Genomic DNA, 22,067 nt, shown 5'->3' on the forward strand with positions numbered 1-22,067 from the left:
TAATGCTGTCCCTGCTGATTGCGTCCAGCGCCTGGGGGCAGGACTTACGGGTGCTGACGTGGCAGGAAATGATCCCGCCGGACGCGCCGCCGGTAAAGCTGATCACCGCGCCTATCCACGATCTGTCGAACATGGCCGACGCTTTATCGGTGGAATCGGCGCCTGCCGCCCATCAACTGGCGCCTGACGCTCCGGTGGTGAAATCCCTGGACGGTGAGAGGGTGCGCCTGCCGGGCTATATCGTCCCGCTGGAGGTCAGTGAAGAAGGCCGCGTGACCGAGTTTTTGCTGGTGCCGTATTTCGGCGCGTGTATCCACGTGCCGCCTCCGCCGCCGAACCAGATCGTCCACGTCACCAGCGGGCTTGGGGTGAAGGTGGACGAGTTGTACCAGCCGTACTGGATCGAAGGGCCGATGCAGGTCAAATCCAGCACCAGCGAACTGGCCGACGCCGGGTATCAGATGGAGGCGGACAAGATTCTGGTCTATGAGCTACCGGATCAGTAGCCAAGCGTCTGGATCGGATGTCCGATCTGCAGCAGCAGGGCGACAGGCCTGTTGATCGATCATGCGTATGGTCCGGCCACAACCGGGATCGGGACGAGCTTGCGGTCGACAAAGTTCCAAAGACCTCCATCTGATCGACTTTTCATTGAGCCAAGTCAAAACCCTGGTTCCAGACGCTTCGTAACATAGGGCATCACTTTTAAACGCCCTTTCGGAGCCCTCCATGAACAAGTCCCTGCTTGGTGCATCTCTCGTTGCGCTGGCCCTCTGCACACCGATTGCCGCTCAAGCCCACACGGCTGGCGACATTATCGTGCGCGCAGGCGCGGCGCGGGTGAACCCCAACGAAGACAGCGGCAATATCAAGCTCGACGGGACCAAGGTGTCCGGCACCAAAGCCACTGCCGACAACTCGACACAATTGGGCCTGACCTTCGCCTACATGCTGACCGATCACGTCGGCCTGGAACTGCTGGCCGCCACGCCTTTCAGCCACACCATCGGCGTCAAGGGCCTTGGCCCAGGGCTCGACGGCAAACTCGCAGACGTCAAACAGCTGCCGCCGACCCTGTCGCTGCAGTACTACCCGATGGACGCCTCGTCGAAGTTCCAGCCTTATGCCGGTGTCGGCCTGAACTACACCAAGTTCTTTGACACTGACCTGAGCGGCGAGCGCAAGGACCAGGGCTTCAGCAACCTGAAGCTCAAGGACTCAGTCGGTCTGGCCGGCCAGGTTGGCATGGACTACATGCTGACCGATCGCATCATGCTCAACGCCTCGGTCTGGTACGTCGATATCGATACCAAGGCCAGCGTCGACGGCCCGTCGGCACTGAGCGTCGGCAAGACCAAGGTGGATGTGGATATCGATCCTTGGGTATACATGGTCGGCGTTGGCTACAAGTTCTAAAAGCCTGAACGAACAGCAGCTGGCGCAACGCCAGATCACTGTGGCGTGAACATCAAAAGCCCGACGCATGTCGGGCTTTCTGGTTTGTAAAAGCCAGAGCCGCGTCGATAACCATGGGTCATCGGTTGATCAAGGTGTGCTGCAACGATCTTGCCGCGTCCCTTTCAGGCGCGGCATTGTGGCTCTTTGGGAAGTTCAGCCCATGCGCGGCGGGCAGCCCGAAGCCAGAGCGCTCGACAATCAGGGGTGCTGCTTTCCACTGTCAATTCGGGGGAAGCCACCCAGTTGCCGGACAGTCGATAAGAGGCGCTAAAAGGGAGGTCCAGGGGATCAGCGTCGGGCCCATTAATTTGTTTCAGCGTCCCATCAGGCGCGCCAGGCCCACGGCCAAGGGCGTCGGCTCCGGCACCTTGAAGCGTGTGAGCAAACGCTGATTGTCAGCACGGGAATGCTTGATGTCCCCCGAGCGCGCCGGCAGATACGTCACCGGCGGCACACTTCCCACCACTCGGCCAAATGCTGCCAACAACTCATTCAACGATGTGGTGGCGTTCAGGCCAACATTGACCGCGCCCTCCTCGACGACGGGCAGTTCGAATCCCTGCATGACAAGATCGACCAAATCTTCGACGTAAAAGAAATCCCGGGTTTGCTCGCCATCGCCAAACACGCAAATCGGCAGGCCCTTCTCGGCACGTTCGGCGAAAATGCTGATCACCCCGGAATACGGCGAAGAAGGATCCTGACGAGGCCCAAAAATGTTGAAGAAGCGAAATATCACCGGCTCCAGGCCATGCTGGCGGCGGTAGAAGTCCAGATAGTGCTCACTGGCCAGTTTATCCGACGCGTAGGGCGTCAGCGGCGCTTTGGGCGTGTCCTCGGTAATGGCTTCACCTTCGCCATTGTTGCCGTACACCGCGGCACTGGAGGCGAACACCACGCGCTTGATGCCGGCGTGGCGCATGGCCTCGCAGACATTCAAGGTGCCGATGAAGTTACTCTGGTGGGTTTTGACCGGGTCATCCACCGAGGCTTGCACCGAGGCCACGGCCGCCAGATGCGCCACCGCCTGGCACCCCAACGCAGTCCGCGCCACCAATGCCGCATCGGCCACATCACCCACAATCAGTTCGACCCGAGGATTGTCCAGCGGCAGGTTGCTGCGCTTACCGGCAGACAGGTCATCGAGCACGCGCACTGCGTAGCCTTTAGCAAGCAGCGCATCAACCAGATGCGAACCGATGAAACCGGCGCCGCCGGTGATGAGAACAGGAGCTTCAGACATGACGGTAATAGCGATCCAGTAGGCTGGGCAAACCGGCACGCCATGCGCGGGGCTTGATACCAAAGGTATGGAGGATTTTCTTGCAGGCCAACACGGCGTTTTGCGGCTCTTCGGCGGCATCGGGGCTGGCGGCGTGCGCTTGCGCGGTCGGCGCTTCGATGGCCAGGGTGCGCGCCAGACGCGCCTCCGTGAGGACCGCCTGGCCCAGCGCCAGCGGCGTGGTGGCCTCGTGACCTGCGTAGTGATAGGTGCCCCACAATGGCGCCGCACAATCGAGCTGCTTGAGCACTGAAATAATCACCCGCGCGGCGTCATCCACGGGGGTCGGATTGCCCCGACGGTCATCGGCCAGGAGCAATTCGTTGGTGGTCTCTGCGCGGGTCAGGAATCGTCCTAGCACACCGTCGGCGCTGTCATCGAGTAGCCAGCCGAAACGCAACAGCACATGTTGCGGGCAAGCGGCGCGCACACTCTGTTCGATGCGCCAAAGCGCCTGACCACGAGAGCCCATGGGCACGGGTTCGTCCTTCTCGCTGTAGGCAGTTGCCCGCGAGCCATCGAATACGCGATAGCTGGAAGGTTGAACCAGAACGATATTGTGGTGCTGGCACAGTTCGGCCAGACGCTCGACGGAGCGTTCCTGGGAGTCCAGTCGTTCAGCGCTCACACGCTGTGCCTGAAACCAGTCGAAGTAGTACGCAAGGTTGATCAAGGCGTCGGGGCGGGTGTCATCGAGCAGTTGCGTCAGGCTTGCCGCATCCCACCCGTCTTGCGGTGGACGCGGTGCGAGGAAGCCAATGTCCTCCTCGGCACCCAGACGGATCAACGCCTGCCCAAGGGCATTCCCGCCGCCCAACAACATAAGGCGCATTCGCATAGAGTCAGCAGGCTCGGTCTTGGAATTCAATTGAAAAAATAGGTGAAAAACGGTCGCAAACATAACACGTTGTATGCGTTTGGCCCAATAACCCGCCCTTGAGACCACCGCCGATCACCGGCCCTTGCATCCCTTACCGTTCACCCTCATAAACAGGCTCATGAACCCTACCCAAACTCTCGCGCCAGTGCTCGACGACTTTCATCCAGCCGTCAGTGCCTGGTTCAAGCAGACGTTCCCGGCCGTTACCGCAGCCCAGGCGCAGGCGTGGCCGTTGATCAAGCGCCGTCAGTCCACGCTGATCGCCGCGCCCACCGGCTCTGGCAAAACCCTGACCGCGTTCCTGGCGGTGATCGACGATCTGGTGCACCAGGGTCTGGAAATGGAGGGCAAGCTGCCCGATCAGACCTTCGTGGTCTATGTTTCACCCCTTAAGGCGCTGTCCAACGATATCCAGATCAACCTGCAGAACCCATTGGCAGGGATCACCGCGCAGCTTGAGCAACAGGGCCTGCCGGGGTTGCGCATCAGTACTGCCGTACGCACCGGTGACACGCAGCAGAAAGAGCGCAATGCGATGCGCAAGGTCGCGCCGCACATTTTGGTCACCACCCCCGAATCACTGTACGTGCTGCTGGGCTCGGACTCCGGTCGTCGCATGCTGTCGAGTACGCAAACGGTAATCATCGATGAAATCCACGCCATCGCCGGCGGCAAACGCGGCAGTCATCTGGCGCTGAGTCTGGAGCGGTTGCAGGCATTGTGTGACACGCCGCTGTTGCGCATCGGGCTTTCGGCCACGCAAAAACCCATTGAGCGGGTGTCGCGCTTTCTGGTCGGCAGTGACCCGGTCTGCCGGCCTTGCGCCATTGTCGATATCGGCCATGCCCGACCGCGGGACTTGGCCATTGAGGTTCCTCCCGTGCCGCTGACAGCGGTCATGGCCAATGATGTATGGCAACTGGTTTACGATCGTCTCGCGGAACTGGCGCGCGAACACCGCACCACGCTGATCTTCGTCAACACCCGGCGTCTGGCCGAGCGCATGGCGCGCTTTCTCAGCGAGCGCTTGGGCAAAGAGGCTGTGGCCGCGCACCACGGCAGCATGGCCAAGGAACAGCGGCTGGATGCGGAGCAGCGGCTAAAGCGCGGCGATCTCCAAGTGCTGATCGCCACTGCCTCGTTGGAGCTGGGGATCGACATCGGCGATGTCGATCTGGTTTGTCAGATCAGTTCACCGCGTTCCATCGCATCGTTCCTGCAGCGTGTGGGTCGCTCCGGCCACCATGTGGGCGGCACGCCAAAAGGCCGATTATTCGCCATTTCGCGTGATGACCTGATCGAATGCGCCGCATTGCTCGATTGCGTACGCCGCGGCGAGCTCGACACCTTGGTGATTCCCAAGGCGCCGCTGGACGTCGTGGCGCAACAGATCATTGCCGAGGTCAGTTGCCAGGAGTGGGAAGAACAGGCGCTGCTGGCGATGTTTCGCAAGGCATCGCCCTACGCCGAACTCGACGAAGGCCATTATCAGGCCCTGTTGAGCATGCTTGCCGAAGGCTACAGCGGGCGTCAGGGCGTGCGCGCGGCTTATCTGCATCGCGACGCCGTGACCCGTACGCTGCGGGGGCGGCGCGGCAGCAAACTCACCGCCGTCACCAGCGGTGGCACGATTCCGGACAATGCCGATTACAGCGTGGTGCTTGAACCGCAAGCGCTGAACATCGGCACGGTCAACGAAGACTTTGCCGTGGAAAGCCTCGCGGGTGATGTCTTCCAGTTAGGCAATACGTCTTATCGTATCCTGCGCATCGAATCAGGCCGGGTGAGGGTCGAGGATGCGCAAGGTGTCCCGCCAAATATCCCGTTTTGGATGGGCGAAGCGCCAGGACGCAGCGATGAGCTTTCGTTTGCGGTCGCTCGTTTACAGGCCGACATCGATCAGCAGCTTGGCGAGCATCCTGGCAATCTGCGGCCCTGCGTTGACTGGCTGATGACCACCTTGGGCCTGGGGCTGGACAGCGCCGAGCAATTGGTCGAATACCTGGCGCGAGCGCGCTCGGCCCTCGGCGCTTTGCCCTCGCAGGACACGCTGGTCATGGAGCGTTTCTTCGATGAGTCCGGCGGCACGCAATTGGTGATCCACACGCCATTCGGCAGTCGCATCAACCGCGCCTGGGGTCTGGCGCTGCGCAAGCGCTTCTGTCGCACCTTCAATTTCGAATTGCAGGCCGCCGCCAGTGAAGACGCTATCGTGCTCTCGCTGTCCACCAGCCACAGCTTTGCGCTGGATGAAGTCTGGCGTCACCTGCATTCCAACAGCGCCGAGCACATCCTGATTCAAGCAGTGCTGGATGCGCCGCTGTTCAACGTGCGCTGGCGTTGGAACGCTGGCGTCGCGCTGGCCCTGCCACGCTACGCGGGCGGGCGGAAGGTCGCGCCCCAACTGCAACGCATGAAGAGCGAAGACCTGATCGCGACGGTATTCCCGGATCAGATCGCCTGCCTGGAAAACCTCGTCGGGGAACGCGAAATCCCGGAGCACCCGCTGGTCGAACAGACCCTGGACGACTGTCTGCATGAAGCCATGGACGCCGATGGCTGGCTGACGCTGCTGCGGCGCATGGAAACCGGCCAGGTGCGCCTGATCGCCCGCGACCTGCCCGCGCCCTCCCCGCTGGCGGCGGAAATTCTCAACGCAAAACCTTACACCTTCCTTGACGATGCGCCGCTGGAAGAACGTCGCACTCAAGCTGTGCTTAATCGCCGCTGGAGCGATCCGGAGTCGACCGACGATCTGGGCGCGCTGGACGCGGAGGCCATCGTTGCGGTGGCCGACGAAGCCTGGCCCCAACCCCGGAACATCGATGAAATGCACGAAGCGCTGATGAGCCTGGGATGTGTCAGCGGCTCGGAGGCACGTGACCAAAATGAGTGGATGAAGTGGCTGGAGAGCCTGGCCCGTTCCGGGCGCGCCACACGCCTGCAAGTCACGCCCGAGCAGGCGCTGTGGATCGCTCTGGAACGTCTGGCCTGCCTGCAGGCGGTTTATCCCGCCGCTGAAATGCATCCGCCCCTGGTCGTGTTGCCAGGCTTCGATGAAGTCTGGAGCGAAGACGAGGCCAAGGTTGAAATCGTCCGCGCCCGCCTAAGCGGCTTTGGGCCTTTGACCTTGCCGGACATCGCGCAGCCGCTGGGGCTGGCCCCCCTGGATGTCGCACAGGCATTGGCCCGACTGGAAAGCGAAGGCTATGTGCTGCGCGGGCGTTTCAGCCCCGGCGCCAACGAAGAACAATGGTGTGAACGGCATCTGCTGTCGCGCATTCATCGCTACACGGTCAAGCGCCTGCGTCGGGAAATCGAGCCTGTCTCCCTGCAGGATTTCATGCGTTTTCTATTCGATTGGCAGCATCTGTCTGCCTCGACACAGAGCCAGGGCAAAGCGGCATTGCCGCAAGTCGTCGATCAGCTGGAAGGCTTCTCGGCAGCAGCGGGCGCATGGGACAGCGATATTCTGCCGGCGCGGCTGAAGGATTATTCCCAGAACTGGCTGGATGACCTGTGCCGGTCCGGCAAAGTGGTGTGGATGCGTCTGACTAATCGCAGCAAGGTGGGCAGCGCTGCATTACGCAGTACGCCCATCGTTTTGCTACCCCGCTCGCAGGTGCGCCTGTGGAGCGGCCTGACCGAACAACCGGCGCCCACCGAATTGTCTTTGCGCGCCCAACGGGTTCACGAAGTGCTGGCGACACAAGGCGCGATGTTCTTCGATGAACTGACGAGCGAAGCCCATCTGCTACGCGCCGAACTGGAGAACGCATTGCAGGAGCTGGTCGGCGCAGGCCTGGTGAACGCCGACAGCTTTGCCGGACTGCGCGCCCTGATCACCCCCGCCAGCAAGCGCGCTACCCATACCAGCCGGCGCAATCGCGGAGCGTTCATCGGAGGAATGGACGACGCGGGACGTTGGGCCTTGTTGCGTCGAGCGCCTCCTGCCGAGACCACATCGCCGCGAAGGCTGGACAGCGATACGCTGGAGCATATCGCTATGACATTGCTGCGCCGCTATGGCGTGGTGTTCTGGCGCCTGCTGGAGCGTGAAGCGGACTGGTTGCCGAGCTGGCGCGAGTTGCTGCGCACTTTCCATCGCCTGGAGGCGCGAGGTGACATTCGTGGCGGGCGATTCATCGCCGGGCTTGCCGGTGAGCAATTCGCCTTGCCAGAGGCGATTCCGGTTTTGCGAGAGGTCCGCAAACGGCCTCTGGATGGCAGCCTGATCGCGGTAAGTGGTGTCGATCCGCTGAATCTGGCGGGTACTTTGCTGCCGGGCGCAAAGGTCGCGGCAGTGGTGGGCAATCGGTTGGTGTACCGCGACGGCGTACCCATTGCCGCAATCGTGGCGGGCAAACCCCAGTATTGGGGCGAGCTGGATGCCGGGATGATGTTGCAGGTGCGAGACCGGTTGTTCAGATAACCGCCTCCTGTAGTCAATATCGAATCTGTGAGAGCGGGCTTGCTAGCGAGTGCGCTGGGTCAGTCATCGATTTCGTGTCTGAACCCATGCTTTCGCGAGCAGGCTCGCGCCTACAGATGCCCGAAGCGATCAATAAATCCTACGTTCGAACCGGGCTTTCCGACCCATCCTTATTGACCAGGGTTGCCTTTCCAGGAACCGGTTGCTGCGCTTCCCCTTCATCCATAAACGGCGCCTGCCCGTTGTGAGGACTCATGATCAACTGTGGATAAGTCTGCGCGAACCTCACGTTGTCGGATTTATCCACAAGGCGCTTGAGCTTGTCATTGAAGGCACGGCTCACCGCGTACTGCCCGCCCGACGATGTACGGAATTGAGCAGTGATCACTATCCCGTTCATGTCCATGCGATCGAGCCCGAAGACTTCCAGCGGCCCTTGCAGCTTGCTCGCCAGCAGGAAATCGTCACTGATCGCCTGCCCGGCTTCGCGGATCAGCGAAGTTGCCGCATCCACGTCCGAGTCGTAGGTGAACTGGAACGAGAAGAACGCATAGGCAAATTGCCGGGACTGGTTGGTCACCGCCTTGATCTGCCCGAACGGCACCGAATGCACGAAACCCTTACCGTCACGCAGACGCAGCGTGCGAATGGTCAGGCTTTCCACCGTACCGGCATGGCCGGAATCGAGCACCACCCAATCGCCGATGGAAATCGTGTCCTCGATAATGATGAACAGGCCGGTGATGACATCCTGTACCAACTGCTGCGAACCAAAACCGATGGCCAGGCCGACGACACCGGCACCCGCCAACAGCGGCGCTACATTGATCCCGAGATTGGCCATGGTGGTGATCGTACAAATCACCACCAAAACGATTTTCATCGCGTTGCGCAGCAGCGGCAGGATGGTCTTTACCCGAGTGCTGGGCTGGCGTGAGGAGCGATGGTTGGTCGGGGGTTTCAGAGCCTCCTGAATCGCGGTATCCATCACCACCCACAGCAGCCAGGTCACCAGGAAAATCATCCCGATGCTGCTCAGCGAATCGCTGATCACCTTGCCCAAGGCATTGCGCTGGGCAAACTCAAACATCGAAAAGCCCCAGATCCTGCCCAGCAACTCAATGAAACCCACCGCCAGCACGATGCGCAGCACCGCATGCAGCAGACTGAGCAGGCGCTCTTTGTAAACACTTGAGCTGTGAGCTTCGGCAGGTTTGAACATGTGCTGGAACAGGGTGCTGAGAAATACCGCCCCGATCAGCAGCACCGTCGTGAGAATGGCACAGCGCAGTGCCTCCTGGCTGTCCTCGCCTGCCCCGATCAGGTTGACGGCCGAGACCAGAATCATCAACAGAATCGGCAGATGCCACAGGCTCGAGAAAATCTTCAGCGTCTGCTGCACCGCCGGTCGCGCCAGCCGAGCGTCCAGCGGGCGATTGCGGATCAGGTGCGCCACCGGCCGACGCATGCGGATCACCACCATGCAGAACATGGTGGAGGCCATCAATCCGGTAAACACGGCGACACTGGTGGTCACATTGCCACCCAGTTGCCGGACGATCTGCGGGCTGGTAAGTGCATCACTCAAGGCCGCGAAAAATCCCACGATGAACAGCGGATGGGGCGCGTACTCACGAATGATGCGAACCGCTGGCCGCTTGTGTCCGGAGTTGAACAGCATGACCAGTGACATCAGCACCGACGTAGAAAATATGCCGCTGCTGGTGGAGTACGCCAGGCACAGCGCTAATGCGCGGCCAACCGATGTCGGTATGAAATGACTGACATACAAGGTCAGGGGCAGACAGATCAAGGCCGGCACGGTGAATGGCAGCACATAATCCAGTACGCCCTGGATACGGCCGTACTTCTGGAACAGGTGATAGCCGGCCAAACGTTTGGCTACGAATCCCCCAATCCGGTTGAGGATCAGGAATGCGCCGATCCAGACGAACGAAAGAATCAGGAAATCTCCGGCGATGGCCCAAGGCGAGCGGGCGGAAGGTTTGTTGACCAAGGCGCCCAACTCGTCGGCCGCGCGATCGGCACGCAAGCGCCAGGAATCGAGCAAGTGACCGTTCAGATCCAGTTTGTCTTGCACGCTATCGATGCTGGAACTGATGGCGCCGAGCAATCCTCCCTTGACCAGAATCTCCGGTTTGGCAGGCTCGGTGGCCGGTGGCGGATCAGCCGGTGCGCTTGATTGTGCGGTACTGGCCGCAGGCGCATCAGCCGCTTGGACGGTGAAGCTGCCGAAGCAGAGCATCACACACAGCAGCAGGACAGATTTGAAGTTCGACAAAACGCAGGTCACTCCTTTCAGTCATGAGGGACGGCGGAATCAAGGCCCAGAGAAACTGATCGATATTCGCCCCGCAAGTTCGCCTGTAAGGCAAAGCTGAATGCATATCGATGCGCCCCGACCGACGTACACGGCTGTTTTTGGATGCCGCTTGACGCGGTAGAACGATCGTTCTACCGTAAGCGCCATGAGCACACAAACCCACGATACCCGCGAAAAAATTCTCGCAACCGCCGAGCAACTGATCTATCAGAATGGGATTCATGCCACGGGTATGGACCTGTTGGTGAAGACTTCGGGCGTCGCCAGAAAAAGCATTTATCGCCACTTCGCGACCAAAGACGAAATCGCTGCCGCGGCGCTCAATGCCCGGGATGTGCGCTGGATGCAGTGGTTCAGGACCGAATCCAACAAGGCCGATACGCCTCACGCGCGCATCCTGAATATGTTCGCCGTGCTCAAGAGTTGGTTCGAATCAGAAGGCTTTCGCGGCTGTGTCTTCATCAATACAGCCGGGGAGGTTGGCGATCCGGATGACCCGATCCGGCTGATCGCCAAACGGCACAAACAGAAGTTGTTCGACTACACCGTTGAGCTGACCGAGCAACTGGACATCGAGCAACCGACAGCACTGGCCAGACAGTTGCTGATTCTGATGGAAGGCGCGATCACCACCGCCCGCGTAATGGGCGACTACAGCGCCGCCGACAGCGCAAGGGACGTTGCACAGTTGTTGCTGCAACAGGCACCGCTTTAAAAGCCTGAGTTTCAAGAACGCTTTACTTAACGATCCAACTTCCTTGGAGGCTCCGCCATGTCCAATGCTCAGACTCGCCCGCCACTGCCCCCCTTCACTCGCGAAACGGCCATCGAAAAGATCCGCCTGGCCGAAGATGGCTGGAACAGCCGAGACCCGGAAAAAGTATCCCTGGCCTATACCCTCGACACCCGATGGCGCAACCGCGCCGAGTTCGCCAGCAACCGCGAAGATGCCAAGGAATTTCTGACTCGCAAATGGAAAAAGGAACTCGACTATCGCTTGATCAAAGAGCTGTGGGCCTTCACCGACAACCGCATTGCCGTGCGCTACGCCTACGAATGGCATGACAATTCAGGCAACTGGTTCCGCTCGTACGGCAACGAAAACTGGGAATTCACCGAAGACGGTCTGATGCACCGCCGATTCGCCTGCATCAACGACCTGCCGATCAAGGAATCGGAGCGCAAATTCCACTGGCCGCTGGGGCGCCGTCCCGATGAGCATCCAGGTTTGTCTGAGCTGGGGCTCTAAACACAGCCAATCGCTCACCTGGAACGCTGGGCGCTAGTCGCGAAATCGATGGCCGTTGTAGGTGTATCAACGCACGGGCGGCGGACTGAAACGACCTTGCTCCAGAGAGCGCACATCGTTGCCCATCGCATCGCGTGCGTTCAGGTCTGCGCCCTTGGCGGCCAACGCATCAAGAATGTCCTTGCGCTGAAACAGCGCGGCATACATGGCCGCCGTCTGGCCTGAATGATTGCGTTCATCGGTGGCGCAGTCGGCGTTGAGCAACCGGCGCGCGATGCTGACTTCACCTTTGAAAATGGCGCCCATCAGCGCAGTGTTGCCACGCTTGTCCTGACTACACGCGTTGGCACCGGCTTGCAACAGTTGCTCCACGGCAGCCTGTTGGCCGTGATAGGCAGCGAGGATCAACGCGGTGTAGCCGTTTTCATCGCGGGTGTCCAAGTCATAGTGAGCATCGATAAAAGCGCCCAGCCGATCGGTGCTGCCCTCACGAGCAGCTTCGAAATACAACGCCTGGAGTTGCTGGCGGGTATCGGGAGCAGGCATGTCATCCGCCATGGCGGTTGAAGCCAACAGGGCTGACAGCATCCCAAGGATGAGATTTCGCATAGCCATTTCCTTGTAGAAGATCACCAGCCGTGGCTACACGGCCGGTGAGCGCAGGGATCAATCCTGAAGGTTGGCGGCCAATTGCTTGACCTTGGCCAAATCACCTTTGGCGACTTTGGTCACGCCCGTCCCGTAGGCGGGGTCGGCTTTGTAGAGGTACGAAAGCATGATGTTCTTGCTTTCAGTATCCGTATCGGCCAAGGACTCACCAAAGCTGTTGATCAGGTCCTGCTGCTCCTTGGGCGAGTAGGAGCGGTACAGGTCACCGGCCTGCTTGAAGTTCTGCTCGCGCTGGATCTTCGCCTGCTGGGTCTTGCCACTCACGGCCATCTGGCTATAGCGCGCGTTGTCATCGGCCGGCCGCTGATTCAGGCGACTTGGCTCGTAATTCACGCTTCCGCTGGTGTGGCCGCTATTGAGCGCACCGTCCTGATTACCATTGTTGACCGTCACCAGCGGCCGGTTAACAGGCAGGCTCAAGCCGTTGGCGCCCAGGCGATACATCTGCGTATCGGCGTAGGAGAACACCCGACCTTGCAACAGCCTGTCCTCGGAAGGCTCGATGCCCGGCACGACGTTGGCAGGTGCCATGGCCACCTGTTCGGTTTCCTGGAAGAAGTTATCCACGTTCTTGTTCAGCACCATCTGGCCGATCTTCTGCTCCGGCACGTCAGGCCAGATCTTGGTAGCGTCCAGCGGATCGAAAGCGAACTTGGCCAGGTCTTCAGGCTTGAGCACCTGGATGTACAGGTCCCATTTGGGGTAGTCGCCCTTGTCGATGGCAGCGACCAGATCGTGAGTCATGTGGGCGTAGTCTTTGCCCTGAGTCTGCACCACTTGGGCCGGGTCCAGGTTTTTCAGACCTTGCAGGCTCTTCCAGTGGAATTTCACGTAGTGCACTTCGCCCTTGGCGTTAACCAGCTTGTAAGCATGCACGCCGTTGCCGTCCATGAAGCGATAGCCCGCCGGTGTGCCTTCGTTGGAGTACAGCTGCGTGAGGGTTCGCGTGGCTTCCGGAACGTGAGAGAAGAAATCGAAACGCCGCGAGTCATTGTCCAGGTTGGTGCGCGGATCTGGTTTGAACGCGTGAACCATGTCCGGGAACTTGATCGCGTCACGAATGAAGAAAGTCGGGAAATTGTTCCCTACCAAATCCCAATTGCCGTCGGCGGTATAGAACTTGGTGGCGAAACCGCGAGGATCGCGCAGGGTTTCTGGAGAATGGTTACCGTGTACCACCGCAGAGAAACGCACGAAAACCGGCGTATGGGTGCCCGGGGTGAACACTTTTGCCTTGCTCAAATCGCTGATGTTGCTTGAGGCGACGAACTCACCGTGTACGCCCGTGCCGCGAGCATGCACGACGCGCTCCGGGATTCGCTCACGGTCAAAGCGTTGAAGTTTCTGCAGCAACTGGACGTCTTGCAGCAGGACCGGCCCATTGGCGCCAGCAGTCTGCGAATTCTGGTTATCACCCACCGCGGCACCATTGTCGCGAGTCAAGGTGTCAGCAAAGGCTGATGGCAACAACATACTCAGGACCAATACGCTGACAGCGCGCCCGGATAAGGTTCTGTTTTTCATGGTAAATCCCTCACGGTTCTTATGATATGAACAGGGCCGTAACCCTAGTGGCGACAAGCGCGAGCTCCCAATTGGATGAGGCTATAGGTGCGATAGAGGAATATTCGGGCCAGAACGAAACCGCGTGCGAAGCGGCGCACGGCAGGGCCTCCAGTGCCTGGCGTGCATCAGCAGGACGCTGTCCGGGCGGCGCACCGGGCACATCGCGGTGCGGCTTGCGACGAAGGAAACAGCTGTTTCAAGGCAGGCGCGAGCAAACTTCATCTAGCCACTAGGGTGAAGTCGCGGTTGTATCGAGGGATGGTTGCGTGAGGGTTTCCCAGGTAAAAAAACGCAAACCCCCCGCAGCGCGGGGGTCTTGGAGACAGGCTTTACAACACCGCCTCAGCTATATCCTAGAACGGAATATCGTCATCGAAACTGTCGAAATCAGGCGCTGGCTGAGGAGCCTGCTGCGGAGCGGGACGCGACTCACGCTGCGGCTGAGATTGCGGCTGAGGAGCAGCCTGCGGACGTGACTGCTGCGGACGAGGCGCGGAGTTCTGATAACCACCATTACCCTGACCTTGTTGAGCGTCGCCTTGTGGACGGCCACCCAGCAGCTGCATGGTGCCCTGCATGTCTACGACGATCTCAGTAGTGTAACGCTTGATACCGTCTTTTTCCCACTCACGGGTTTGCAGCTTGCCTTCGATGTAGACCTGCGAACCTTTACGCAGATACTCGCCAGCAATCTCGGCAACCTTGCCGAACATTGAAACGCGGTGCCATTCGGTCTTTTCGACTTTCTGACCGGTTTGCTTGTCGGTCCACTGTTCGCTTGTCGCCAGACTCAGGTTGGTCACAGCGTTACCGTTAGGCAAGTAGCGAACTTCGGGATCCTGGCCACACGTGCCGACCAATATGACTTTGTTAACCCCACGGGCCATAACGTTCTCCTAGGCTTCACACGTTTCCGACGCTGGATTGACCACTTCGTCGAAAGACGCCCGATCCAACTGTTCTTTGTCAAATTTGATATAGATAGCCGCTTCATCGGCCACCACTACTGCATCGGTTACTCCACGTACGGCCAACACGCGATCGGCAAGGCCTGTGTCGCGTTGAGCCTCGGGCGACAACGGCAAGCGAAGGCTGGTCACGTACGGAGGTTCGCGCATGGTAACAGCAAACGCCAACCAGAGGGCGGCCAGCCCGGCCCCTCCAAGGAAGACGACGCTCAGCCCGCCATGCTGAAACAGCCAACCTCCGAGGATGCCACCCGCCGCGGAGCCAAGGAACTGGCTGGTGGAATAGATCCCCATCGCCGTGCCTTTCCCTCCTGCCGGAGAGACCTTGCTGATCAGCGAAGGCAACGAGGCCTCCAGCAGATTGAACGCGGTAAAGAAGACCACTGTACCGATCACCAGCGCCCGAAGCGTGTTGCCGAACTCCCAGAAGAATAGCTCAGTGAGCATCAGCACCAGGACTGCACCCAACAATATCCGCTTCATCTGACGCTTTTTTTCGCCGTAAATGATGAAAGGGATCATTGCAAAGAAAGAGATCAGCAGCGCTGTCAGGTAGACCCACCAGTGCTGTTCCTTGGGCAAGCCGGCCTTTTCGACCAGCGCCAACGGCAATGCAACGAAACTGGACATCAGCATGGCGTGCAACGCGAAGATACCCAAATCCAGGCGCAACAAATCCGGATGACGAAGCGTCGCCCCCAGCGCCTGACGCGCGAGCCCCGATTCGCGGTGCTGAAGGGTCACCGTCGACTTGGGCACCACGAAAGCGACGATCCCGACGCCAATCAGCGCCATGGCGCCGGTAGCAAGGAATAGACCAGACAAGCCGAACGCGCTGGTAAGGATCGGACCGACCACCATGGCGATGGCGAACGACACACCGATGGTCATTCCGATCATCGCCATGGCTTTGGTACGGTGCTGCTCGCGAGTCAGGTCGGAAAGGAGCGCCATCACCGCTGCAGAAATCGCGCCGGCACCTTGAAGGATTCGACCGGCAATCACGCCCCAGATCGATGTCGACTGCGCGGCCAGTACGCTGCCGAGTGCAAATACCACCAGGCCCAGATAAATGACCGGACGCCGGCCAACGCGATCGGAAATGATGCCAAAGGGGATCTGCAGCACGGCTTGGGTCAGGCCGTATGCGCCGATCGCCAGGCCAATAAGTGCCGGACTTGCACCAGCCAGCCCCATGCCGTAGGTCGCCAGAACCGGCAAAACCATGAACATGCCAAGCATACGGAACGCGAACACCAGTGCCAGACCGCCCGCCGCGCGGGTTTCGCTGCCACTCATGCGCTCGCTGTGAGAATCGTACATGGAAGAACCTCATGTGAACCGGCGGCGATTCTACCAGTCCCATCGATGTACAGCACATACGACGCTTTGCCGCGCATCGCGGGAAATTTGTTTTTTCGCAGATAGGGCTTGGCGCTTTTCAATAGTGTGCATCCATCCAGTATTTGGCCGTATACTCCTGCGTTTTGACGCCCGCCGTGCGAGGCCACCTTGGACAAGATCCTGATTCGTGGGGCTCGAACCCACAACCTGAAAAACATCGACCTTACCCTGCCGCGCGACAAGCTGATCGTCATAACCGGGCTTTCCGGTTCGGGCAAATCATCGCTGGCATTTGACACGCTCTACGCCGAAGGCCAGCGCCGGTATGTCGAGTCGCTGTCCGCCTATGCGCGCCAGTTCCTGTCGATGATGGAGAAGCCTGACGTCGACACCATCGAAGGTTTGTCGCCAGCGATCTCCATCGAACAGAAATCCACGTCCCATAACCCGCGCTCGACTGTCGGCACCATTACCGAGATCTATGACTATCTGCGTCTGCTCTATGCGCGCGTCGGTCAGCCTCGCTGCCCGGATCATGACATTCCGCTCGAGGCGCAAACCGTCAGTCAGATGGTCGACCTGGTACTGGCCGAACCGGAAGGCAGCAAACTGATGTTGCTCGCGCCGGTCGTGCGTGAGCGCAAGGGCGAGCATCTCGCCGTCTTCGAAGAGTTGCGCGCCCAAGGTTTCGTGCGTGCAAGGGTCAACGGTAGGCTTTGCGAACTCGACGAGTTGCCGAAGCTGGACAAGCAGAAGAAGCATTCCATTGATGTGGTCGTGGACCGTTTCAAAGTGCGCTCCGACCTGCAGCAACGTCTGGCAGAGTCTTTCGAGACCGCGCTGAAGCTAGCCGACGGCATCGCGCTGGTAGCGCCGATGGACGATGAGCCAGGTGAAGAGATGATCTTCTCCGCGCGCTTCGCCTGCCCAATCTGCGGTCATGCGATCAGTGAGCTGGAGCCCAAGCTGTTTTCCTTCAACAACCCGGCAGGCGCATGCCCGACGTGCGACGGCCTGGGCGTGAAACAGTTCTTTGATATCAAACGCCTGGTCAATGGGGAATTGACGCTCGCCGAGGGCGCCATCCGCGGCTGGGACCGACGCAACGTTTATTACTTCCAGATGCTTGGCTCATTGGCCAAGCACTACGGCTTCAGTCTTGAGGTGCCTTTCAAAAAACTGCCGGCCGATCAGCAGAAAGTCCTGTTGAGCGGCAGCGGCAGTCAGAACGTCGATTTCCGCTACCTGAATGATCGCGGCGACATCGTCAAACGTGCGCATCCATTCGAAGGTATCGTCCCCAATCTGGAACGTCGCTACCGCGAAACCGAGTCAGTGACCGTACGTGAAGAACTGGCCAAGTTTCTGAGCACTCAGCCGTGCCCTGACTGCCGTGGCACGCGCCTGCGGCGGGAGGCGCGACATGTCTGGGTCGGCGAGAAAACGCTGCCAGCGGTAACCAACCTGCCCATCGGTGACGCCACTGACTACTTCGGCGAGTTAAAGCTGACGGGCCGTCGCGGCGAGATCGCTGACAAGATTCTCAAGGAAATTCGCGAACGCTTGCAGTTCCTGGTCAACGTTGGTCTGGACTACCTCACTCTTGATCGAAGCGCGGACACGCTGTCCGGCGGGGAAGCTCAGCGCATCCGCCTTGCCAGCCAGATCGGTGCGGGCCTTGTGGGCGTCATGTACATCCTCGACGAGCCGTCCATCGGCTTGCATCAGCGTGACAACGACAGGTTGCTGGATACCTTGCGTCACCTGCGGGATATCGGCAACACCGTGATCGTCGTCGAGCACGACGAAGACGCGATCCGCTTGGCGGACTACGTGGTGGACATCGGCCCGGGAGCAGGCGTACATGGCGGCAGCATCGTCGCTGAGGGTACGCCACAAGAAGTCATGGATCACCCGGACTCGCTTACCGGCAAGTATTTGTCCGGCCGTGTGAAGATCGAAGTACCCGGCAAGCGCACGCCGCGCAACAAGAAGATGTCCCTGAAACTTAAAGGCGCGCGCGGGAACAACTTGCGTGACGTCGATCTGGAGATCCCGATCGGGTTGCTTACGTGCGTGACGGGAGTTTCCGGCTCTGGCAAATCGACGCTGATTAACAACACGCTGTTTCCGCTGAGTGCCACCGCACTTAACGGCGCGACCACGCTGGAAGCGGCGACGCATGACAGCATCGACGGTTTGCAACATCTGGACAAGGTAGTCGACATCGACCAGAGCCCGATTGGCCGCACCCCACGCTCTAACCCGGCGACCTACACAGGGCTGTTCACGCCGATTCGAGAGTTGTTCGCCGGTGTGCCAGAATCCCGCTCACGTGGCTACGGCCCAGGTCGTTTCTCGTTCAACGTCAAGGGCGGTCGTTGTGAAGCGTGCCAGGGCGATGGCCTGATCAAGGTCGAAATGCACTTCCTGCCAGACATCTACGTGCCGTGTGACGTGTGCAAGAGCAAACGCTATAACCGCGAAACCCTGGAAATCAAATACAAGGGCAAAAGCATTCACGAAGTGCTGGAGATGACCATCGAAGAGGCACGCGCCTTCTTTGACGCGGTTCCCGCGCTGGCGCGCAAGCTGCAAACGCTCATGGACGTAGGCCTGTCATACATCAAGCTGGGCCAGTCCGCCACTACGTTATCAGGCGGCGAAGCGCAGCGGGTCAAACTCTCTCGCGAGCTTTCCAAACGCGATACGGGCAAAACGCTGTACATCCTTGATGAACCGACGACCGGTCTGCACTTTGCCGATATCCAACAACTGCTGGACGTTCTGCATCGCTTGCGTGATCACGGCAATACCGTGGTGGTGATCGAGCATAACCTGGACGTCATCAAGACGGCGGACTGGCTTGTTGATCTCGGGCCGGAGGGCGGTTCGAAAGGTGGCCAGATCATCGCAACCGGGACCCCGGAACAGGTTGCAGAGATGAAGCAGTCCTATACGGGTCACTACCTTAAACCACTGCTGGAGCGCGATCGCGCCTGATAGAGTTTAGAAGAAGCAGGATGAAAAAAGCCCCTGTCATGATGATCATGACAGGGGCTTTTCTTTGCCGAATCAGAACTGCGACTGCAGGTAATTTTCCAGTCCGATGGACTTGATCAGGCCCATCTGCTTTTCGAGCCAATAGGTATGGTCTTCTTCAGTGTCTGCCAGCTGAACACGAAGAATGTCGCGGCTCACATAGTCCTTGTGCTGCTCACAAAGAGCGATGCCTTTGCAAAGCGCGGCACGGACCTTGTACTCCAGGCGAAGATCGCTAGCGAGCATCTCAGGGACAGTGGTGCCAACGTCCAGATCGTCCGGGCGCATACGCGGCGTACCTTCCAACATAAGGATGCGGCGCATCAACGCATCAGCGTGTTGGGCCTCTTCTTCCATTTCGTGGTTGATCCGCTCATACAACTTACTGAAACCCCAGTCCTCGTACATCCGTGAGTGGACGAAGTACTGGTCGCGCGCAGCCAGCTCGCCGGTCAGCAGCGTGTTGAGGTAATCGATGACGTCCGGGTGGCCTTGCATTGCCGTAAATCTCCTTCTCGAAAGGCGATAGTCTGAACCAACCTCGCGGGAAGGTCACCGACTAAAAGCAGAAAACTAACGAAAAAACGTGATTTCCTGACATTTGGTGTCGAAAAACAAGGTAAATGAGGTGAGTTCTCTTTATCACTAAGAATTAGCGCAATAACTGTGCAGCTTAAGTGATAACGCGTTGTATTTAGGCAAGTTGTAAAAACAAAAAACCGGGCGCTAGGCCCGGTTCTTTGTGAAGACAGATGTCTTATTCAGCGGCTTCTACAGAACCACCGATAGGACGATCAACCAGCTCGACGTACGCCATAGGCGCGTTGTCGCCAGCGCGGAAACCGCACTTCAGGATACGCAGATAGCCACCCTCACGGGTTGCATAGCGCTTGCCCAGATCGTTGAACAGTTTACCGACCATTTCTTTCGAACGAGTACGGTCGAAAGCCAGACGACGATTAGCAACGCTGTCAGTCTTGGCCAGGGTGATCAGCGGCTCGGCAACGCGACGCAGTTCCTTGGCTTTCGGCAGGGTCGTTTTGATCAGCTCGTGCTCGAACAACGACACCGCCATGTTTTGGAACATGGCCTTGCGGTGAGAGCTGGTACGGCTCAGGTGACGTCCACTTTTACGATGACGCATGGTTCATTCCTTACCAAACACAACGTTCGGTGATTACGACGATCAGGCAGTCGCCTTGTCGTCCTTCTTAAGACTTGCAGGCGGCCAGTTGTCGAGGCGCATGCCGAGGGAGAGACCACGAGAAGCCAGAACGTCCTTGATTTCAGTCAAGGATTTCTTGCCCAGGTTCGGAGTCTTCAACAGTTCCACTTCAGTGCGCTGAATCAGGTCACCAATGTAGTAAATGTTCTCCGCCTTAAGGCAGTTGGCCGAACGCACGGTCAGTTCCAAATCGTCAACCGGACGAAGCAGGATCGGATCGATCTCGTCTTCCTGTTCGACTACAACAGGTTCGCTGTCACCTTTGAGGTCGACGAACGCAGCCAACTGCTGTTGCAGAATGGTTGCTGCACGACGGATAGCCTCTTCAGGATCCAGAGTACCGTTGGTTTCCAGATCAATAACCAGCTTGTCCAGGTTAGTACGCTGTTCGACACGGGCGTTTTCCACCACGTAGGCGATACGACGAACTGGACTGAACGAAGAGTCAAGCTGCAAACGACCGATGCTGCGGCTTTCGTCTTCATCGCTCTGACGCGAGTCTGCTGGTTCATAACCGCGACCACGAGCTACTACGAGCTTCATGTTCAGGGCGCCGTTAGACGCCAGGTTAGCGATTACGTGATCGGGGTTAACGATCTCGACATCATGATCCAGCTGAATATCGGCAGCGGTAACCACCCCCGAACCCTTCTTCGACAAGGTCAGCGTAACTTCGTCTCGACCGTGCAGCTTGATAGCCAGACCTTTAAGGTTCAACAGGATTTCAATGACATCTTCCTGTACACCTTCGATGGCGCTGTACTCGTGGAGCACACCGTCAATCTCGGCCTCGACTACTGCACAGCCGGGCATGGAGGACAACAGGATGCGGCGCAGCGCGTTGCCCAGGGTATGGCCGAAACCACGCTCGAGAGGCTCGAGAGTGATCTTGGCGCGGGTTGGACTGACAACCTGTACATCAATGTGACGAGGTGTCAGGAACTCATTTACCGAAATCTGCATGGATGCACCTATTTTCTAGCCCTTACTTGGAGTAGAGCTCGACAATCAGGCTTTCGTTGATGTCGGCGGACAGATCACTGCGAGCTGGAACGTTTTTGAAAACGCCAGATTTCTTTTCAGTGTCTACTTCTACCCATTCTACGCGGCCACGTTGGGCACACAGATCGAGAGCCTGGACGATACGCAGCTGGTTCTTCGCCTTTTCGCGAATAGCGACCACATCACCAGCACGAACCTGGTAGGACGGAACGTTAACGGTTTTGCCGTTCACGCTAACCGACTTATGCGATACCAATTGACGCGATTCGGCACGAGTGGAACCGAAGCCCATACGGTAGACGACGTTGTCCAGACGGCATTCGAGCAGCTGCAGCAGGTTCTCACCAGTAGCGCCTTTCTTGCCGGCAGCTTCTTTGTAGTAACCGCTGAACTGACGCTCGAGAACGCCATAGATACGACGGACTTTCTGCTTCTCGCGAAGCTGGGTGCCGTAGTCGGACTGGCGACCGCGGCGTTGGCCGTGGATACCAGGTGCTGCTTCAATGTTGCACTTCGATTCGATAGCGCGCACGCCGCTCTTCAGGAAGAGATCGGTGCCTTCGCGACGAGCGAGTTTGCATTTTGGACCAATGTAACGAGCCATTC

At 58.9% G+C, this 22,067-nt stretch carries 17 protein-coding genes; 6 read left to right on the forward strand and 11 right to left on the reverse strand.

Annotated features, from left to right (window positions below):
* Positions 1 to 2 precede the first annotated feature (2 nt).
* Entirely contained in the window at positions 3 to 506 is a 504-nt protein-coding gene (locus B3I26_RS13510) for a DUF3299 domain-containing protein (protein ID WP_409522069.1), read from the forward strand.
* Between the two features lie 223 nt (positions 507 to 729).
* Entirely contained in the window at positions 730 to 1,416 is a 687-nt protein-coding gene (locus tag B3I26_RS13515; RefSeq protein ID WP_296258294.1) for an OmpW/AlkL family protein, read from the forward strand.
* 355 nt (positions 1,417 to 1,771) lie between these two features.
* Here the strand turns inward: B3I26_RS13515 and B3I26_RS13520 are convergent, their stop codons facing one another.
* Complete coding sequence (locus B3I26_RS13520; protein ID WP_296258295.1) at positions 1,772 to 2,701, reverse strand: NAD-dependent epimerase/dehydratase family protein; 930 nt, start codon at positions 2,699 to 2,701, stop codon at positions 1,772 to 1,774.
* Entirely contained in the window at positions 2,694 to 3,578 is an 885-nt protein-coding gene (locus tag B3I26_RS13525) for a sugar nucleotide-binding protein (RefSeq protein WP_296258296.1), read from the reverse strand. Before B3I26_RS13525 ends, B3I26_RS13520 begins: the two co-directional genes overlap by 8 nt.
* A 160-nt stretch (positions 3,579 to 3,738) precedes the next feature.
* Between B3I26_RS13525 and B3I26_RS13530 the strand changes: the two genes are divergently transcribed.
* On the forward strand, positions 3,739 to 8,052 hold the full coding sequence (locus B3I26_RS13530) for a DNA glycosylase AlkZ-like family protein (RefSeq protein ID WP_296258298.1): 4,314 nt from the start codon (positions 3,739 to 3,741) through the stop codon (positions 8,050 to 8,052).
* A 139-nt stretch (positions 8,053 to 8,191) separates the two neighbouring features.
* Here B3I26_RS13530 and B3I26_RS13535 read toward each other — a convergent pair whose 3' ends face one another.
* Complete coding sequence (locus B3I26_RS13535) at positions 8,192 to 10,318, reverse strand: mechanosensitive ion channel family protein (RefSeq protein WP_296258337.1); 2,127 nt, start codon at positions 10,316 to 10,318, stop codon at positions 8,192 to 8,194.
* A 223-nt stretch (positions 10,319 to 10,541) separates the two neighbouring features.
* Between B3I26_RS13535 and B3I26_RS13540 the strand changes: the two genes are divergently transcribed.
* Entirely contained in the window at positions 10,542 to 11,111 is a 570-nt protein-coding gene (locus B3I26_RS13540; RefSeq protein WP_296258299.1) for a TetR/AcrR family transcriptional regulator, read from the forward strand.
* 57 nt (positions 11,112 to 11,168) lie between these two features.
* Positions 11,169 to 11,645, forward strand: a complete 477-nt coding sequence (locus B3I26_RS13545) for a nuclear transport factor 2 family protein (RefSeq protein WP_296258301.1) — start codon at positions 11,169 to 11,171, stop codon at positions 11,643 to 11,645.
* A 66-nt stretch (positions 11,646 to 11,711) separates the two neighbouring features.
* Here B3I26_RS13545 and B3I26_RS13550 read toward each other — a convergent pair whose 3' ends face one another.
* The 4 genes from B3I26_RS13550 to B3I26_RS13565 form a co-directional block, all read right to left on the reverse strand.
* Entirely contained in the window at positions 11,712 to 12,254 is a 543-nt protein-coding gene (locus B3I26_RS13550; RefSeq protein WP_296258303.1) for an ankyrin repeat domain-containing protein, read from the reverse strand.
* A 57-nt stretch (positions 12,255 to 12,311) separates the two neighbouring features.
* Positions 12,312 to 13,787 (reverse strand): catalase KatB, encoded by a 1,476-nt coding sequence (gene katB, locus B3I26_RS13555; RefSeq protein WP_296258339.1) that lies wholly within the window; start codon positions 13,785 to 13,787, stop codon positions 12,312 to 12,314.
* A gap of 446 nt (positions 13,788 to 14,233) precedes the next feature.
* The gene (locus B3I26_RS13560) at positions 14,234 to 14,767 is read right to left on the reverse strand and encodes a single-stranded DNA-binding protein (RefSeq protein ID WP_296258304.1); all 534 of its coding nucleotides are present in this window, start codon (positions 14,765 to 14,767) and stop codon (positions 14,234 to 14,236) included.
* Positions 14,768 to 14,776: 9 nt separating this feature from the next.
* Positions 14,777 to 16,171, reverse strand: coding sequence for an MFS transporter (locus B3I26_RS13565; protein ID WP_296258305.1), 1,395 nt, complete (start codon positions 16,169 to 16,171; stop codon positions 14,777 to 14,779).
* A gap of 189 nt (positions 16,172 to 16,360) precedes the next feature.
* Here B3I26_RS13565 and uvrA point away from each other — a divergent pair, with 189 nt between their 5' ends.
* Complete coding sequence (uvrA, locus tag B3I26_RS13570; RefSeq protein ID WP_296258306.1) at positions 16,361 to 19,195, forward strand: excinuclease ABC subunit UvrA; 2,835 nt, start codon at positions 16,361 to 16,363, stop codon at positions 19,193 to 19,195.
* A 72-nt stretch (positions 19,196 to 19,267) separates the two neighbouring features.
* Here uvrA and bfr read toward each other — a convergent pair whose 3' ends face one another.
* The 4 genes from bfr to rpsD all read right to left on the reverse strand — a co-directional run bounded on the left by bfr (position 19,268) and on the right by rpsD (position 22,065).
* Entirely contained in the window at positions 19,268 to 19,732 is a 465-nt protein-coding gene (gene bfr, locus B3I26_RS13575) for a bacterioferritin (RefSeq protein WP_296258308.1), read from the reverse strand.
* A gap of 259 nt (positions 19,733 to 19,991) precedes the next feature.
* Entirely contained in the window at positions 19,992 to 20,378 is a 387-nt protein-coding gene (gene rplQ / locus B3I26_RS13580) for a 50S ribosomal protein L17 (RefSeq protein WP_296258309.1), read from the reverse strand.
* Positions 20,379 to 20,420: 42 nt separating this feature from the next.
* Positions 20,421 to 21,422 carry a DNA-directed RNA polymerase subunit alpha gene (locus B3I26_RS13585; protein WP_007970428.1) on the reverse strand — a complete coding sequence of 334 codons (1,002 nt, stop codon included), beginning with the start codon at positions 21,420 to 21,422 and terminating at the stop codon, positions 20,421 to 20,423.
* Between the two features lie 22 nt (positions 21,423 to 21,444).
* On the reverse strand, positions 21,445 to 22,065 hold the full coding sequence (rpsD, locus tag B3I26_RS13590) for a 30S ribosomal protein S4 (RefSeq protein ID WP_002555465.1): 621 nt from the start codon (positions 22,063 to 22,065) through the stop codon (positions 21,445 to 21,447).
* Positions 22,066 to 22,067: the final 2 nt, after the last annotated feature.

The organism is Pseudomonas sp. UBA5706 (assembly GCF_002419965.1).
Taxonomy (GTDB): Bacteria; Pseudomonadota; Gammaproteobacteria; order Pseudomonadales; family Pseudomonadaceae; genus Aquipseudomonas.

What these genes read in the sequence shown, in the direction of transcription:
- B3I26_RS13510 (WP_409522069.1), top strand. Translation starts at nt 3, where the DNA reads ATGCTGTCCCTGCTGATTGCGTCCAGCGCCTGGGGGCAGGACTTACGG.
- B3I26_RS13515 (WP_296258294.1), top strand. Translation starts at nt 730, where the DNA reads ATGAACAAGTCCCTGCTTGGTGCATCTCTCGTTGCGCTGGCCCTCTGC.
- B3I26_RS13520 (WP_296258295.1), bottom strand. Translation starts at nt 2,701, where the DNA reads ATGTCTGAAGCTCCTGTTCTCATCACCGGCGGCGCCGGTTTCATCGGT.
- B3I26_RS13525 (WP_296258296.1), bottom strand. Translation starts at nt 3,578, where the DNA reads ATGCGAATGCGCCTTATGTTGTTGGGCGGCGGGAATGCCCTTGGGCAG.
- B3I26_RS13530 (WP_296258298.1), top strand. Translation starts at nt 3,739, where the DNA reads ATGAACCCTACCCAAACTCTCGCGCCAGTGCTCGACGACTTTCATCCA.
- B3I26_RS13535 (WP_296258337.1), bottom strand. Translation starts at nt 10,318, where the DNA reads ATGCTCTGCTTCGGCAGCTTCACCGTCCAAGCGGCTGATGCGCCTGCG.
- B3I26_RS13540 (WP_296258299.1), top strand. Translation starts at nt 10,542, where the DNA reads ATGAGCACACAAACCCACGATACCCGCGAAAAAATTCTCGCAACCGCC.
- B3I26_RS13545 (WP_296258301.1), top strand. Translation starts at nt 11,169, where the DNA reads ATGTCCAATGCTCAGACTCGCCCGCCACTGCCCCCCTTCACTCGCGAA.
- B3I26_RS13550 (WP_296258303.1), bottom strand. Translation starts at nt 12,254, where the DNA reads ATGCGAAATCTCATCCTTGGGATGCTGTCAGCCCTGTTGGCTTCAACC.
- katB (WP_296258339.1), bottom strand. Translation starts at nt 13,787, where the DNA reads ATGTTGTTGCCATCAGCCTTTGCTGACACCTTGACTCGCGACAATGGT.
- B3I26_RS13560 (WP_296258304.1), bottom strand. Translation starts at nt 14,767, where the DNA reads ATGGCCCGTGGGGTTAACAAAGTCATATTGGTCGGCACGTGTGGCCAG.
- B3I26_RS13565 (WP_296258305.1), bottom strand. Translation starts at nt 16,171, where the DNA reads ATGTACGATTCTCACAGCGAGCGCATGAGTGGCAGCGAAACCCGCGCG.
- bfr (WP_296258308.1), bottom strand. Translation starts at nt 19,732, where the DNA reads ATGCAAGGCCACCCGGACGTCATCGATTACCTCAACACGCTGCTGACC.
- rplQ (WP_296258309.1), bottom strand. Translation starts at nt 20,378, where the DNA reads ATGCGTCATCGTAAAAGTGGACGTCACCTGAGCCGTACCAGCTCTCAC.
- B3I26_RS13585 (WP_007970428.1), bottom strand. Translation starts at nt 21,422, where the DNA reads ATGCAGATTTCGGTAAATGAGTTCCTGACACCTCGTCACATTGATGTA.
- rpsD (WP_002555465.1), bottom strand. Translation starts at nt 22,065, where the DNA reads ATGGCTCGTTACATTGGTCCAAAATGCAAACTCGCTCGTCGCGAAGGC.